The 13,600-nt window shown below is 69.6% G+C and carries 15 protein-coding genes; 5 read left to right on the top strand and 10 right to left on the bottom strand.

Going from position 1 to position 13,600, the window contains the following annotated elements:
• Nucleotides 1-48: 48 nt before the first annotated feature.
• A complete protein-coding gene (locus tag ACIQFU_RS09175) occupies nt 49-675 on the bottom strand; it encodes a TetR/AcrR family transcriptional regulator (RefSeq protein ID WP_402550225.1) in 627 nt (208 codons plus the stop codon).
• Between the two features lie 51 nt (nt 676-726).
• Here ACIQFU_RS09175 and ACIQFU_RS09170 point away from each other — a divergent pair, with 51 nt between their 5' ends.
• Nucleotides 727-1,278, top strand: coding sequence for a GNAT family N-acetyltransferase (locus ACIQFU_RS09170; protein WP_402550224.1), 552 nt, complete (start codon nt 727-729; stop codon nt 1,276-1,278).
• Between the two features lie 74 nt (nt 1,279-1,352).
• On the opposite strand, the gene ACIQFU_RS09165 is transcribed toward ACIQFU_RS09170, so the two are convergent.
• Nucleotides 1,353-1,781 carry a VOC family protein gene (locus ACIQFU_RS09165; RefSeq protein WP_402550223.1) on the bottom strand — a complete coding sequence of 143 codons (429 nt, stop codon included), beginning with the start codon at nt 1,779-1,781 and terminating at the stop codon, nt 1,353-1,355.
• Between the two features lie 126 nt (nt 1,782-1,907).
• Here ACIQFU_RS09165 and ACIQFU_RS09160 point away from each other — a divergent pair, with 126 nt between their 5' ends.
• A complete protein-coding gene (locus ACIQFU_RS09160) occupies nt 1,908-2,078 on the top strand; it encodes a hydrophobic protein (RefSeq protein ID WP_402550533.1) in 171 nt (56 codons plus the stop codon).
• Nucleotides 2,079-2,184: 106 nt separating this feature from the next.
• Here ACIQFU_RS09160 and ACIQFU_RS09155 read toward each other — a convergent pair whose 3' ends face one another.
• Both ACIQFU_RS09155 and ACIQFU_RS09150 read right to left on the bottom strand, forming a co-directional pair.
• A complete protein-coding gene (locus tag ACIQFU_RS09155; RefSeq protein WP_402550222.1) occupies nt 2,185-2,907 on the bottom strand; it encodes a VOC family protein in 723 nt (240 codons plus the stop codon).
• A gap of 173 nt (nt 2,908-3,080) precedes the next feature.
• A complete protein-coding gene (locus ACIQFU_RS09150; RefSeq protein WP_402550221.1) occupies nt 3,081-3,458 on the bottom strand; it encodes an ATP-binding protein in 378 nt (125 codons plus the stop codon).
• Between the two features lie 437 nt (nt 3,459-3,895).
• Here ACIQFU_RS09150 and ACIQFU_RS09145 point away from each other — a divergent pair, with 437 nt between their 5' ends.
• Both ACIQFU_RS09145 and ACIQFU_RS09140 read left to right on the top strand, forming a co-directional pair.
• On the top strand, nt 3,896-4,828 hold the full coding sequence (locus ACIQFU_RS09145) for an aldo/keto reductase family oxidoreductase (RefSeq protein WP_402550220.1): 933 nt from the start codon (nt 3,896-3,898) through the stop codon (nt 4,826-4,828).
• A gap of 118 nt (nt 4,829-4,946) precedes the next feature.
• Nucleotides 4,947-5,951, top strand: a complete 1,005-nt coding sequence (locus ACIQFU_RS09140; RefSeq protein ID WP_402550219.1) for a zinc-binding dehydrogenase — start codon at nt 4,947-4,949, stop codon at nt 5,949-5,951.
• Between the two features lie 12 nt (nt 5,952-5,963).
• Here the strand turns inward: ACIQFU_RS09140 and ACIQFU_RS09135 are convergent, their stop codons facing one another.
• The 3 genes from ACIQFU_RS09135 to ctaD are packed head-to-tail and all read right to left on the bottom strand — an operon-like array spanning nt 5,964 to nt 8,953.
• A complete protein-coding gene (locus ACIQFU_RS09135) occupies nt 5,964-6,797 on the bottom strand; it encodes an SDR family NAD(P)-dependent oxidoreductase (RefSeq protein WP_402550218.1) in 834 nt (277 codons plus the stop codon).
• Nucleotides 6,798-6,845: 48 nt separating this feature from the next.
• The gene (locus ACIQFU_RS09130; RefSeq protein WP_402550217.1) at nt 6,846-7,220 is read right to left on the bottom strand and encodes a hypothetical protein; all 375 of its coding nucleotides are present in this window, start codon (nt 7,218-7,220) and stop codon (nt 6,846-6,848) included.
• Entirely contained in the window at nt 7,217-8,953 is a 1,737-nt protein-coding gene (gene ctaD, locus ACIQFU_RS09125) for a cytochrome c oxidase subunit I (protein ID WP_402550216.1), read from the bottom strand. Before ctaD ends, ACIQFU_RS09130 begins: the two co-directional genes overlap by 4 nt.
• A gap of 233 nt (nt 8,954-9,186) precedes the next feature.
• Here ctaD and ACIQFU_RS09120 point away from each other — a divergent pair, with 233 nt between their 5' ends.
• On the top strand, nt 9,187-9,594 hold the full coding sequence (locus ACIQFU_RS09120) for a DUF3224 domain-containing protein (protein ID WP_402550215.1): 408 nt from the start codon (nt 9,187-9,189) through the stop codon (nt 9,592-9,594).
• 71 nt (nt 9,595-9,665) lie between these two features.
• On the opposite strand, the gene ACIQFU_RS09115 is transcribed toward ACIQFU_RS09120, so the two are convergent.
• From ACIQFU_RS09115 to ACIQFU_RS09105, 3 genes are all read right to left on the bottom strand, one after another.
• Entirely contained in the window at nt 9,666-10,541 is an 876-nt protein-coding gene (locus ACIQFU_RS09115) for a geranyl diphosphate 2-C-methyltransferase (RefSeq protein ID WP_402550214.1), read from the bottom strand.
• A gap of 15 nt (nt 10,542-10,556) precedes the next feature.
• Nucleotides 10,557-11,855, bottom strand: a complete 1,299-nt coding sequence (locus tag ACIQFU_RS09110) for a 2-methylisoborneol synthase (protein ID WP_402550213.1) — start codon at nt 11,853-11,855, stop codon at nt 10,557-10,559.
• An 83-nt stretch (nt 11,856-11,938) separates the two neighbouring features.
• On the bottom strand, nt 11,939-13,354 hold the full coding sequence (locus ACIQFU_RS09105) for a family 2B encapsulin nanocompartment shell protein (RefSeq protein ID WP_402550212.1): 1,416 nt from the start codon (nt 13,352-13,354) through the stop codon (nt 11,939-11,941).
• Nucleotides 13,355-13,600: the final 246 nt, after the last annotated feature.

Below are 13,600 nucleotides of genomic sequence, written 5' to 3'. Positions count from 1 at the left end.
AGTGAGGGCGGGGCGCCGGACGGTCGCCCTGCCCTGCTCGGACCGCCCTCAATCGTCGTGCGGGGGCGACGTCGCACCGCCTCCGGTCGCCCCGGCGGCCAGGGCGGCCAGGTAGTCGTCCAGCAACTCGACCTGCCGCTGCGGCGGGAACGCCGCCGGGTCGAACAGGGCCTGCACCACCAGCCCGAGCACGAAGGACTGCGCACTCGCCGCGATCCGCGTGGGGTCGCCCGGGGGCAGTTCGCCGAGCTCCTGCGCGGCGGCGACCCGGGTGCGCAGGCGCTCGCGGCTTCGGGCGTACTTGCGGCCGTAGTCGGAGGTGAGCGCCGGGTCGGAGAGTGCGGTGTCCCAGGAGGAGACCCAGATGCGATTGCTGTCCGTGGCCTCGGCGGTCAGCGGCAGGACGTCCAGCAGGGCGTCCCTGAGGGCGGCCGGGCCCCGGCCCGCGTGGCGGCGGGGACGGGACTGAGTGCGCTCTTCAAGCAGGTCCAGGGCGTACTCGACGAGGGTGTGCTTGGTGGGGAAGTAGTGCGTGAGCAGACCCGTGGTCGCGCCGAGTTCGGCGGCCACGGCGCGCAGGGTCAGGCCCGCGAAACCGCGGGTGGCCATGACCTGCCAGACCGCCGCGGAGACGTCCCGCCGCCGGGCCTCGTGATCTCCCTTGGAACGTGGCATGCTGCCACGGTACATTTCCATAACAGGTGTTGTGTAAACGGGGAGGCTGTCATGTTCTCGGTGTCGCTGGGTGGCGCTGCTCGACTCGGTCCGCTGGAGGTGTGGCAGGCCGAGGAGTTCGCGGGTCATCTCGACCGGGCTCGTGAACACGTCCGCCCCTGGGTCGGGCCCGCCTTCGTCACCGACGACACGGACGGCGCACGGGCCACGCTTGAGCGGTATGCCGCGCGCCAGGCCGCCGACGGTGCCCGCCTGTACGGCATCTGGAACGAAGAGGTGCTGGTCGGCGGCGTGATGTTCACCCAGTTCGACGCGGCCTTCGGCAACTGCGAGATCGGCTGCTGGCTGGAGCCGTCCGCCGAGGGCCGGGGTCTGATCACACGGGCCTGCGGCCTGCTGCTGGACTGGGCCTTCACGACCCGGGGACTGCACCGGGCCGAATGGCACTGCCGGGCGGACAACGAGCGCAGCGCCGCGGTCGCCGAGCGGCTCGGCATGACACTGGAAGGCGTGCGACGCGAGGCGTGGCCGTACGGGGGTGTGCGTCACGACAAGCAGGTCTGGGCGGTCCTGGCCGACGACTGGCGCGCCCGGGGACACTGAAGCGGGCGGCTGACGACGTGTCCGGAGCGCCCTCGCCGGCGTGCCCCCGCCGACAGCGGGCCGGTGTGGCGCGCTCAGTCGATGCAGAACTCGTTGCCCTCGATGTCCAGCATCGGGATGCACGCGTCGTTGCCGTCGTACAGGGTGCGCAAGTGCACCGCTCCGAGCGGCACCAGGCGTGCGCGTTCGGCCTCGAGTGCGGCCAGGCGCTCGGGGCCCACGAGCCCGGTACCCACCCGCACATCGAGGTGCACCCGGTTCTTGACGGCCTTCCCTTCGGGAACGCGCTGGAAGTACAGTCGCGGGCCGACGCCCGTCGGATCACTGCACGCGAACCACGCACCACGCCGCTCGGGCGGCTGTGAACTCCAGTAGTCGTCCCACGTGTCGAACCCTTCCGGGGGCGGTGGAACGACGTATCCCAGCACCTCGCACCAGAAGCGGGCGAGGCGCTCGGGTTCCGCGCAGTCGAAGGTGACTTGGAACTTCTTGATCGCCGACACCGCCGCACCCTACCAAGGGTCCCGCGCGCTCCGCGGCGGCTTCCCCTCCTGCGACGGAACTAACGCCGAGTACGTGGGCTTGTCCTGCGAAGGCCAGGGCATTCGGTGGCCTGGAGGTTGATGACTATGGTTCCCTTGCTTCTCGTACTTCTTCTGGCCCTGATCCTCTTCGGTGCGGGTTTCGCCTTGAAGGCACTGTGGTGGATTGCCGTCATCGTGCTCGTGGTGTGGCTGCTCGGCTTCCTCATCCGGCCCGCCGGCAGCGGCGGCCGTAGGGGTCGCTGGTACCGCTGGTAGACGACGTACCGAGCGGTGTGCCGCACAGTGCGGCTGGAACGGCGGGCCCGGTCGAGTACAGACCGGGCCCGCCGTTCCCGTGGTGCCGGGAGAGAGACTTGGTGTTTCAGCCGAGGTGTCTCACCGTGAACTCGTTGCCGTCCGGGTCGAGCAGGAACGCCCGGCCGTGGGCCTGCGCACCGGCGGCGTGCGTCGCGCCGAGCGCGAGCAGGCGCTCGGTCTCCGCCTCGAAGTCGGCCTCGGCGCCGAGCGCGAGCTCGAGACGGATCCGGTTGGTGCCGGACTTCGGAGCCACCGGGGGGCCGCCCCAGGTGATCTTCGTGCCGCCGGACGGGGACTGGATCGCGGTCTCCTGGTCCTGGTCCCAGACCAGCGGCCACCGCAGCGCCTCACTCCAGAAGTGGCCGACCTCCCGCGTGCCGTCGCAAGCCAGTGCTCCGACGGCTCCGGTACCGGCGAGGAAGGCGTTGCCGGCCGGGATGACACAGAACTCGTTCCCGTCCGGATCGGCGAGCACCACATGTCCCTCTTCCGGGAGTTGACCCACGTCGATGTGGCCGCCACCCAGTTGCAGGGCCCTGGCCACCGTCCGCCGTTGGTCTTCCGGGGACGTGCTCGTGAGGTCGAAGTGCGCCCGGTTCCGGCCGGTCTTCGGCACCACGTCCGGCAGGAAGCGCATGCGGTAACCGGCGCCGCCAGGGGGCAGAACCTCGATGTCGCCGCCCTCCGGACCGGTGGCCGACTCCCAGCCCAGTACCCCGGACCAGAAGCGGGCCAGGCCCGCGGGCAGCGCGGTGTGGAAGCAGATTGCGGAGAGCCGACTGCTCATAGGCGGCGCACCCTCGATCCATGACGTCGTGATCCGGAACGTCTCCGCTCCACGAAAGGCCGATGCGGCGGCACAGGCCGACCCCATGGCAGCAGGGTAGGGGTGGCCGTGCCGCAACCGCATCCGAATTCCCGTACGGGAGACGGCACCCACCGACGCGGCAGTCGACTACGTCAGGGGGTGTCGGAGGCAGTGGCGGAGGGCGGGTGGAAGCAGGCGACAACCGTCTTGCCGTAGGGGCAAGGACGCGCTTCCCAGCTGTCCGCGAGGGCGTCGACGAGGAGGATGCCCCGCCCGCCGAGTCGGTCGGCGCTCGGCGGGCGGGGAGTGGGCAGGTCGGCGGAGGCGTCGTGGACCGCGACGTGCAGGCAGCGCGTGTCCCAGGTCATCACGAGTTGGGCGCTGCTGTGGGCGTGGACGTGGGCGTTGGTGACCAGTTCCGACACGGTCAGGAGCACCGCGTCGACCGTCTGGGGCGCGCTGTCCGTCCAGCCGAGCGCCCTCAGACGCTCACGGGACCAGTCCCTCGCCGTCTTCACGTCGCTGCTCATCGGAAGGGACCGCGCCCAACCCACAGCCCTGACCGATGATTCGTCCACCTGCATGCACCTTCCGTGCTCCGGGTTCCGGCCCTGTGCAGTCGCGTCTACCCCCTGGTGCGGTGCCGACTCGCGGACCGGCGTCGGAACCGGATGCGGGAGTCACGGCGTGGATCAGCGCCCTGCCGTGCTCACCGTGTCCGCACGCGTCCTTGAGCGCCGGCGCATCTACATCCCACACTTCTCAATCCCAGAAACCACACCTGTTGGATTTCTGGATCGGCGATTCCTAGAGTGAGCGCGGGGCAGTCGCGCGGCACCGCGGGCGCTCACGAGAGCCTCCGGTCCGAGGCGACCCATGCGGCGACGCATCATCGGTGACCTCGCCGTCCTCTGCGCCTACGCGCTTTTGTCCACCTGATCCGTCCGAGCCACAGCGAAAGAGCCGCATGAAGACCTTCACCCTGCCCGGCACCGACATGGTGGTCCCCAATGTCGTCCTCGGGCTGATGCGCATCCACGACATGACCGACTACGCCGTGCGCACCCTCGTGCACACGGCGCGCGACGCCGGCATCACCTTCCTCGACCACGCCGACGTGTACGGGCCGGGCAGCCACGGATGCGAGCGCCGTTTCGCGCAGGCCCTGAAACTCAGCCCCTCGGAGCGCGAGCAGTTCGTCATCCAGACGAAGGCCGGCATCGTCAAGGACGGCCCGTACTTCGACTTCTCCTACGAGCACATCGTGGAGTCGGTGAACGGTTCGCTCGAGGCACTGGGCACGGACTACCTCGACATCCTGCTGCTGCACCGTCCCGACGCGCTCGTCGAACCGGAAGAAGTGGCCCGTGCCTTCGACGACCTGTCGGCAGCGGGCAAGGTGCGTGCCTTCGGCGTGTCCAACCAGACACCGCGGCAGCTCGATCTGCTGCGCAAGTACGTGACGCAGCCGATCGTCGCGAACCAGCTCCAGCTCTCGATCACGCACGCGCCGATGATCGCGCAGGGCGTCGCCGCGAACATGCAGGACCTGGACCAGTCGGTCGTGCGCGACGACGGGATCGTCGACTACTGCCGCCTGCACGACATCACCGTCCAGGCGTGGTCGCCCTTCCAGGCCGGATTCTTCGACGGCCCGTTCCTCGGCTCGCCCCGCTACCCCGAGCTGAACGCCGTGATCGACCGGCTGAGCGCAAAGTACGGTGTGCCGGCCGAAGCGATCGCGGTCGCCTGGATCACGCGCCACCCCGCGCGGATGCAGGTCGTGCTCGGCACGACCACGCCGGAGCGCGTCGCAGCCGCCGCGCTCGGCTCGGACATCCCGCTCACCCGCCCCGAGTGGTACGAGCTGTTCCGCGCCGCCGGCTACACCGTGCCGTAGCGGGCCCTTCCCGCTGACCGGCATCTCGAAGCCCGCGACCGGAAGAGCCTCCTTGACCTCTACCGGACTTGAGGTTGAAGGCTGTCCGGGACGCTGTCCTCGATGAAGGGTGCTGCCCATGCGTGCGGTACAAGTGGCCTCGTTCGGCGCTCCGGACGTGCTGACCCCGGTGGACCTGCCCGATCCGGTGCCCGGCCCCGGCCAGGTCGTCGTCGGCATGGCCGCGGCCGACGTCATCTTCCTGGACACTCTGCTGCGCGCCGGGTGGGGGCAGGACATCTTCCCGCGCACGCTGCCGTACGTGCCGGGTGGCGGCGGAGCGGGCGAGGTGCTGGCCGTCGGAGACACGGTGGACCCGGCCTGGGTCGGCCGAAGGGTAGCCGTACGAACCGGCACCGGATACGCCGAACAGGTCGTCGCGGGTGAGGCGGAGATCATGCCGATCCCCGACGGGCTGACCGCCGTGACGGCCGCTGCACTGGTCCACGACGGCGTGACCGCACTCGACCTGCACCGGCTCGGGGCGCCGAGCAGGGGGGAGTGGGTGCTGGTCTCGGCGGCGGCCGGAGGAGCGGGCACGCTCCTGGTGCAGTTGGCCGTCGACGCCGGAGCCCGGGTGGTGGCCGCCGCGTCCAGCGACACCAAGCTGGCCCTCGCCCGTGACCTTGGTGCCGAGGCCGTCGTCGACTACACGCGGACGGACTGGATCGAACGGGTGCGTGAGGCGACCGGCGGCGGCGCCGCACTCGTCTACGACGGTGCGGGCGGGGCACTCGGTACGGCCGCGGCCGACGCGCTCGCCGAGGGCGGACGGTTCGTCACCTACGGCACCGCCGACGGCTTCGCGGCCCCGGACCGGGAAGCGGCCGCGCGCCGGAACCTACGGCTGTTCACGCCGCTCATGGACGGCCCGCCGGACCAGGAGACCGTCCGGGAACTGCTGGGACTGGCACTGGAGCACGCCGCCAAGGGCACCTTGCGTCCAGTGATCGGCGCCACCCACCCGCTGGCGCGGGCCGTCGAAGCCCACCGCGCCCTGGCCGCGCGCAGCACTGTGGGCAAGTCACTGCTGCTGATCGACGGCGAACAGGACGGCCGCACACGGCGACACGGGCAGCCCTGACCATGACCGGCATCAGTCCCCGTCACCGGTCGCCGGCCGGTAACGGGGGGCCAGGACGAGGCCGGAGTCCTCGCGGAGAGCCCGTTCGGCAGCCGTCAGCCGGGTGACGGCGTCGGCGTCGCGCAGGCCGGGCACGCATACCACTTCACGGGCTTCCAGGGCGGAGAGCGATGCGGTGACGACGTCCGCCGGTGGCATCCCGCCCTCGTCGTGCACCCGTTCCCGCCCGGACACCGGCGTATCGCCGGCGCCGAGATGGAACTCCGTGGCGGTGAGTCCGGGGCAGACCACCTGTACACGCACCGGCGTGGCCGCGACCTCTGCCGCCAGGGTCCTGGTGAAGGTCACCATGTAGCCCTTGGTACCGGCGTACACCGCGCGATGGGGGAGGGGGACCGGCGGCAGGGAACCGGCGAAGGCCAGCAGCGAGGCCACATTGATGACCGCGCCTCGTCCGCGCGCCGTCATATGAGGAAGCGCCGCACGGGCCAGCACGGTGGGCGCCACGACGTTCACGCCGAGGACCTTGGCCAGAAGACCGGCGTCGGCCGCAGCGAAGGCGCCGTAGCCGTTGATGCCGGCGTTGTTCACGAGCAGGCTGACATCGTCCTGCGCGACGCGTTCGGTCACCCGGACGAGGTCCGCCTGGTCAGCGAGATCGGCCACCACCGTGGTCACGGCGACGCCGTCGCCCAGCCGTTCGGCCACTGTGGCGAGCCGGTCGGCGCGACGGGCGACCAGCACCAGGTCCCAGCCGCGTCGCGCCAGCTGGGCGGCGTACTCGGCGCCGATGCCCGAGGACGCTCCGGTCACCACCGCTGTACCGGCTTCCCGGTCCCCTGCCATCGGACGATTCCTCCTCGAAGTACCGGGTGGGCGAGCCCGCTGCCCCGGCTACCGCAGCCAGACCCAGGCCATCGTGTGCAGGCCGGCCGCAGCGGCCAGCACGACCGACACCCAGCCCGCATGCCGTCTGAGCAGGGCGCGCCGCAGTTGCAGGTAGCGCCCTTCGTAATCCTCGCGCAGCTCTCCAGCGCGTGTCACGGTCGTGCTGAGCATGGCCCGCGTCAACGTGAGCCGGTGGTCGACGTAGTGACGCGTGAAGTCCTCGGCCTGGGCCGAGGTCATCCACGGCATGCGGTCGCACAACGTCCGTGCTTCGCCGCGGGCCTCGTCGTAGTAGGCCTGAGCCCGGAGGAAGCCCTCCGCCTGCGTGGCGATCGCCGCGGCGTCGCCGACGGGCGGATGCGGGCGCCGGCCGCCGCTCACGACCGTTCACCTTCGTGGCCCGCCGCGTCGATGACGTCACGCCGCCCGGTGTTCTCCTTCTGGTCCAGCGAGGTGAGTTCGAAGTGGTGCAGGTCGAAGGCGGGGGATTCACTGCGGATACGGGGCAGGGTGCAGAAGTTGTGCCGCGGCGGCGGGCAGGAGGTCGCCCACTCCAGCGAACGGCCGTATCCCCACGGGTCGTCCACGTTGACGGGTTTGCCGTACTTGGCCGTCCGCCACACGTTGTAGAGGAACGGCAGCATGGACAGACCGAGCAGGAAGGAGCTGATCGACGAGATCGTGTTCAGGGCGGTGAAGCCGTCCGTCGCCAGGTAGTCGGCGTAGCGGCGCGGCATGCCCTCGGCGCCCAGCCAGTGCTGGACCAGGAAGGTGCCGTGGAAGCCGACGAACAGCGTCCAGAAGGTCATCTTGCCCAGACGCTCGTCCAGCATCTTGCCGGTGAACTTCGGCCACCAGAAGTGGAAGCCGGCGAACATCGCGAACACCACGGTGCCGAACACCACGTAGTGGAAGTGCGCCACCACGAAGTACGAGTCCGAGACGTGGAAGTCCAGCGGCGGCGAAGCCAGCAGGACCCCGGTCAGGCCGCCGAACAGGAAGGTCACGAGAAAGCCGGTGGCCCACAGCATGGGCGTCTCGAAGCTGAGCGATCCCTTCAGCATCGTCCCGGCCCAGTTGAAGAACTTCACGCCGGTCGGGACCGCGATCAGGAACGACATGAACGAGAAGAACGGCAGGAGCACGCCCCCGGTCACGAACATGTGGTGGGCCCACACCGTCACCGACAGACCCGCGATCGCGATCGTCGCGCCCACCAGACCCATGTAGCCGAAGATCGGCTTGCGGGAGAAGACCGGAATGACCTCCGTGACGATGCCGAAGAACGGCAGCGCGATGATGTACACCTCCGGATGCCCGAAGAACCAGAACAGATGTTGCCACAGCAACGCTCCGCCGTTGGACGAGTCGAAGACGTGGGCACCGAACTTGCGGTCGGCCTCCAGCGCGAACAGCGCCGCGGCCAGCACCGGGAACGCGAACAGGACCAGCACGCCGGTCAGCAGCACGTTCCAGGTGAAGATCGGCATACGGAACATGGTCATGCCCGGCGCACGCATGCAGACGATCGTGGTGATGAAGTTGACCGAGCCGAGGATGGTGCCGAAGCCGGAGAAGGCCAGACCCATGATCCACAGGTCACCGCCGATCCCGGGCGAGTGCTCCGCACCGGACAGCGGCGAGTAGGCGAACCAGCCGAAGTCCGCCGCGCCCTGCGGCGTCAGGAACCCGCCCACCGCGATCAGGGATCCGAACAGGTACAGCCAGTAGGCGAACATGTTCAGCCGCGGGAACGCCACGTCCGGCGCGCCGATCTGCAGCGGCATGATCCAGTTCGCGAAGCCGGAGAACAACGGCGTCGCGAACATCAGCAGCATGACCGTGCCGTGCATCGTGAACGCCTGGTTGAACTGCTCGTTCGACACGATCTGCAGACCGGGCCGGGCCAACTCGGCGCGCATGACCAGAGCCATCACGCCACCGATGAGGAAGAACGCGAACGACGTCGTCAGATACAGCGTGCCGATCGTCTTGTGGTCAGTGGTCGTGAGCCACTTGATCACTGCGTTGCCGGGCGTCTTGCGCAGAAGGGGCAGTTCGTCCGAGTAATGGTCGCCGGCTGCCGGCCTGTGAGGCTCCTCGACGGTGGTCACAGCGCGCGTTCCTCCCGATACTCAGCGGTGATTACGGGGGGCATTCTCGTCGCGCGAAGCGCAGTACGACGCCGAAGGCAAATGACACGCGGGCCGATCCGCACCCTTTGCACCCGAACGGGCCAGCGACCTCCTCGGGCCGTTCGGAGTTCTCGGGTCGGACACCCGGGCGCCGGGGCGGCCGGTGGCCGGCCCGGCCGCGATTGTCAGACCCCCTCGGTACGGTCGTGCGCATGAGAGCTACGGCAACGTTCACCGTCAAAGCGTTCGTCCCGACCGAGCTGAAGCCCGAACCCGCCGTGCCCACTGGACTGCCGGTAGGTGTCGCGACGATGGAGAAGCACTTCGAGGGAGAGGCGGTGGGGCGCTCGGCGACCCTGTTCACTGCCGCGTTCGACCAGTCGACCGGCGTCGGCACCTATGTGGCCATGGAGTCGTTCGAAGGGTCGCTGCAGGGACGGGAGGGGGCCTTCAACTTCGTGCACTCGGCGACCACATCCGGCAGCGACCGCTCGGCGGAGTTCTTCACCATCGTGCCTTCGAGCGGCACCGGTGAGCTGGCCGGAATCTCCGGGGCCGGAGGGATGGCCGTCGACGCCGACGGCACGCACCGCATCTGGTTCGACTACCGGATCGGCTGAATTGCGGGGCGTGTCCGGGCAGGCGGGTGCGGGACCGTCGGTGAGCGATCCGGTCCCGCACGACGAGTCCCCTACACCCGGTCTGCCGCGATCAGCATGTACTGGAAGGAGCCGTCACGGTAGGACTCGATGAACGCGTCCTCGATGCCGGTCACGAGGGAGGACTCGGCCCGCAACTCCCAGTAGGGCAGTGTCTCGGGGGTGAGGTCGACGATGGTGTGCGGCACCAGCCGGTTGTCGGCCATCGCCCGAAGGTACTCGCGTCGGCTGTGGATGTTGCATTCGAAGTGGGCGTTGATCTGGGAGACCCACTTCGACGGCTGCCCGTAGCGGGGGTTCCAGCAGCCGGTAATCGTCACATACCGGCCGCCCACCTTCAGGAAGCGGGAGTGCTCGGCGAACAGGTCGTGCAGATCGACGTACATGGTCGACTCGTTGTTCCAGGAGGCCGCGACACTGCCCTTGTCGAAGGGCGTGTCGAGCATGTTGCACACGCGGGAGCGGACGCGGTCCTCGACGCCCAGCTCCCTCGCGCGCGTGTTGCCGAAGTCGGCCTGGGTGGTGGACAGGGTGATGCCCTCCACCCTGCAGCCGAATCGACGGTGGGCCATGACCATGGAACCGCCGCGCCCGCAGCCCGCGTCGACGAGGGTGTCGTCGGGACGGACGGGGCCGAGGTGGTCCAGGAGGAACTCCGCCTGAGCCGACTCCAGCCGGTGCAACTCCGCGACGAGCCTCGCCTCGTACTCGCCGTGTGCCGGTTCGCCGAGCGCGGCACGGTCCACGGCCCCGATGCCGTAGTGGTGGTGGTACAGACCGTCCACGTCGCCGAGGCGCAGGTTCACCGGCCTGGCCTCGCTGTTCCAGTACCGGGCGATGTCCTCCTGGTACGGCGTCGCCGGGGCCGGGATCTTCGCGGTGGCGGTGGAGGTCGTTTCAGTCGTCACAGAGGTGTCCGTTCCTTACCAGAAGTCGGGCAGGCTGTAGCGGTAGGTGTTGGTGCGGTGCCAGTCGTGGTTGCCGTCGACCCACGCGGCCACGCCCTTGAGGAAGCGCAGCACGGGGGGCAGGGGGCAGGCCCCGGCGAGTTCGGCCGCGGCGGCCTCGAACGAGTGCTGGAGTTCGTTGTGGATCTCGATGGCTTTCAAGTAGGCATCGCGGGCGGAGAGTTGCTCGCGTTCCGCGATCACCACGGGCAGGTTGAGATGGCGGCCCGGGCTCTTGAGTTCCTTGGTGTAGGAGTAGAGGTCGTTGACGACGGTGGTCGCGTTGCCGGCCAGTGCGATGACCCGTTGCATGTCCGGCCGGGCGTGCAGGTCCGCGGGCAGTTCGTAGCCGCCGACGGTGTCCGTGATCGTGGGGCAGGGGCGGAAGTTGTTGAACTGGCGCATCGCCAGGTACTCCCAGACCTGAGGGACATGGCCGGTCTGCGACCAGGCGGCCTCGGCCAGGTATCCCAGGTGCAGCCGTGCCATGTCGTGCCGGTAGCGGTCGGTCTGTGAGGGGTCGGCCGCGCGGACGAAGTAGTCCATCGCACTGCGGTACGCCCGTCGCGGGGCGTCCGAAGCCAGCGACTTCCGCCACGGCGGCGCGTACTCCGCGGTGGTGTGGAAGGGGTCGATCGCGGTGTGCGCGAGCAGGAGGCGCCCGCCGAGGCCGACGGGTGACCCGCCGTGGTCCTCGCAGTAGCAGTCGTCCACCGCGTTCTCGGCGACCATCAGTCGCGTTGCGAGCATCAGGTGGTCGACCGTGGGGGCGTCGGGGTGGCAGCCCACCATGTAGCGGCCGACGGAGAATCCGTCGAACTGCCCCTCCCACTCCTCGGGATAGAGCTGGACCTCGTCCTCGGCCCAGCGCTTGATCCGGCGGCTCACCTCCTCGACGCGCACGGGGTCGGGTTCCGGGATCGGGTGGTGGTACAGACCGGGCACGGCACGGCCTTCGGAGGGCGCGGCGGGTGCCGGCGCACCCGTGTCCGGCGGCGAGGGCCTGAGTCCGTCGGACAGGGAGATCGAGGCCGTACCCGGTCCGCTCGGGCCGCGCAGGATCCGCTGGAGCGCGGAGCCGTCCGCGGTCGCGGTCGCACGAGGCGGATTCCCCACGGTGGAGGCGGTTGCCGGGCCCGGCGGCGGGTCGGGGATCGTGACCGGCGGATGCAGTGCTGCCAGGAAGTCGGGTACGGGCGGCGGTGTCGGACGGTCCGGCGGCGTCGGCCGCGGCGCGGTGGTGTGGGGCGGTCCCAAGGGCCCGGAGTCGGGCATCGGCGGCTCCTTGTCGCGGTGGGGTGGGCGCTCCGTCGTGTGCAGGACGTTTCGTCGGGGAGGGACCGGCGACGCTCGGGGGGTCAGCTCGGGCCGGGTGCGATCCGCACGTTCTCCATCACGCCGAGCGCATCCGGCAGGAGCACCGCGGCGGAGTAGTAGGTGCTGACGAGGTAGGAAACGACCGCCTGCTCGTTGACACCCATGAACCGCACCGAGAGCCCCGGCTCGTACTCGTCCACCAGCCCCGTCTGCCGGAGGCCGATGACGCCCTGGCTCTTCTCGCCGGTGCGCATCGCGATGACGGAACTGGTCTGTTCGCCGCTGATCGGGATCTTGTTGCAGGGCAGGATGGGGACCCCGCGCCAGGCGGGGACCGACTGCCCGCCGAGGTCGACGTGTTCGGGGTAGAGGCCGTGGGCGCTGAAGCCACGTCCGATGGCGGCGATGGTGCGCGGGTGCGCGAGGAAGAGTTTGGTGCCGCGGCGACGGCAGAGCAGATCGTCCATGTCGTCCGGGGTCGGGAGACCGGACTTGGGCTGGATGCGCTGCTTGAAGTCGGCATTGGGCAGCAGCCCGAACTCGCGGTTGTTGATCAGCTCGTGTTCCTGGCGCTCGCGCAGGGCTTCGACGGTGAGCCTGAGTTGCTCCTCGGTCTGGTTCATCGGGCCGTTGTAGAGGTCGGCGACCCGGGTGTGGATCCGCAGAACGGTCTGGGCGACGGAGAGCTCGTACTCGCGCGGCGCCAGATCGTAGTCGACGAAGGTGCTCGGCAGTTCGGCCTCGCCGACATGGCCGGCCGACACGGCGATCTCCGCCTCACCGTGCTTGTTCTGCCGCCGCCGTGCGCGGGAGCGGAACGTGTCGATGTGGTCCCGGAGGTGCGGTGCGGAGTCGAGGACCGCCGCGAAGTCGGTACGGGAGAGGGTGAGGAGGGTTCCCGCCGTCTCGGCGGTGGCCGTGCAGGTGTGCCGGGCCTCGGAGTCCACCAGCGCGTTCGTGCCGAAATGGTCGCCGTCCGCCAGTACCGCGACGGTGTTCCGGCCGCCGTACTCGCCCTCGGACGTCTGGCTCACCCGGCCGTGTGCGATCAGGTGAACCGCGTCGCAGGACGTGCCGCGTTGGACCAGGACCTCGCCCGCCGCGAAGTCGCGTTGCGCGCAGCGGCCGGCGAGCGCGTTCAGGACCTCCGTGTCGTCGAATCCACGCAGGGGAGCGAGTTCGGTGAGCTCGCGCGGGACGACCCGAACCGTGGCGCCCTCCTGGACGAACTCGACGCGCCCGTCGCCGAGGGTGTGGCGCAGCCGCCGGTTGACCCGGTAGGCAGCGCCCTCCGCCTCGACCCAAGGCAGCATGCGCAGCAGCCAGCGGGAGGTGATCTCCTGCATCTGCGGGGCGGACTTGGTGGTGGTGGCGAGGTTGCGGGCTGCGGCGGTACTCAGCGACTGCTGCGGCGCCACGGGCGAGGGCTGGGTTTCCGGGATGCTGTCGACGGACATTGAGCGGCGTTCTCCTTGTACGACGAGTCGTCCGGCGCATACGGCACGCCGACCGGGAGAAGGGGAGGAGTGGGCAACGAAGGGGACGGATCACGGCAGTCCGCCCACTCGCAGAAGCTAGCCGCTGAACCGGCCGCATCCACCAGAGAGTCGAGACACTTACCTCGAAGCAGTGACAATCGGGTGAATACGGTTTATCGGGGATGCGGTACTGGTGCTGCCCGGCACGTGGCGACGAAGGGGCGC

The organism is Streptomyces sp. NPDC093065 (assembly GCF_044754585.1).
In the GTDB taxonomy this organism is placed as follows: Bacteria; Actinomycetota; Actinomycetes; order Streptomycetales; family Streptomycetaceae; genus Streptomyces.
This window is presented reverse-complemented; position numbering and strand designations above follow the sequence as displayed.

What these genes read in the sequence shown, in the direction of transcription:
- ACIQFU_RS09175 (WP_402550225.1), bottom strand. Translation starts at nt 675, where the DNA reads ATGCCACGTTCCAAGGGAGATCACGAGGCCCGGCGGCGGGACGTCTCC.
- ACIQFU_RS09170 (WP_402550224.1), top strand. Translation starts at nt 727, where the DNA reads ATGTTCTCGGTGTCGCTGGGTGGCGCTGCTCGACTCGGTCCGCTGGAG.
- ACIQFU_RS09160 (WP_402550533.1), top strand. Translation starts at nt 1,908, where the DNA reads ATGGTTCCCTTGCTTCTCGTACTTCTTCTGGCCCTGATCCTCTTCGGT.
- ACIQFU_RS09155 (WP_402550222.1), bottom strand. Translation starts at nt 2,907, where the DNA reads ATGAGCAGTCGGCTCTCCGCAATCTGCTTCCACACCGCGCTGCCCGCG.
- ACIQFU_RS09150 (WP_402550221.1), bottom strand. Translation starts at nt 3,458, where the DNA reads ATGAGCAGCGACGTGAAGACGGCGAGGGACTGGTCCCGTGAGCGTCTG.
- ACIQFU_RS09145 (WP_402550220.1), top strand. Translation starts at nt 3,896, where the DNA reads ATGAAGACCTTCACCCTGCCCGGCACCGACATGGTGGTCCCCAATGTC.
- ACIQFU_RS09140 (WP_402550219.1), top strand. Translation starts at nt 4,947, where the DNA reads ATGCGTGCGGTACAAGTGGCCTCGTTCGGCGCTCCGGACGTGCTGACC.
- ACIQFU_RS09135 (WP_402550218.1), bottom strand. Translation starts at nt 6,797, where the DNA reads ATGGCAGGGGACCGGGAAGCCGGTACAGCGGTGGTGACCGGAGCGTCC.
- ACIQFU_RS09120 (WP_402550215.1), top strand. Translation starts at nt 9,187, where the DNA reads ATGAGAGCTACGGCAACGTTCACCGTCAAAGCGTTCGTCCCGACCGAG.
- ACIQFU_RS09110 (WP_402550213.1), bottom strand. Translation starts at nt 11,855, where the DNA reads ATGCCCGACTCCGGGCCCTTGGGACCGCCCCACACCACCGCGCCGCGG.
- ACIQFU_RS09105 (WP_402550212.1), bottom strand. Translation starts at nt 13,354, where the DNA reads ATGTCCGTCGACAGCATCCCGGAAACCCAGCCCTCGCCCGTGGCGCCG.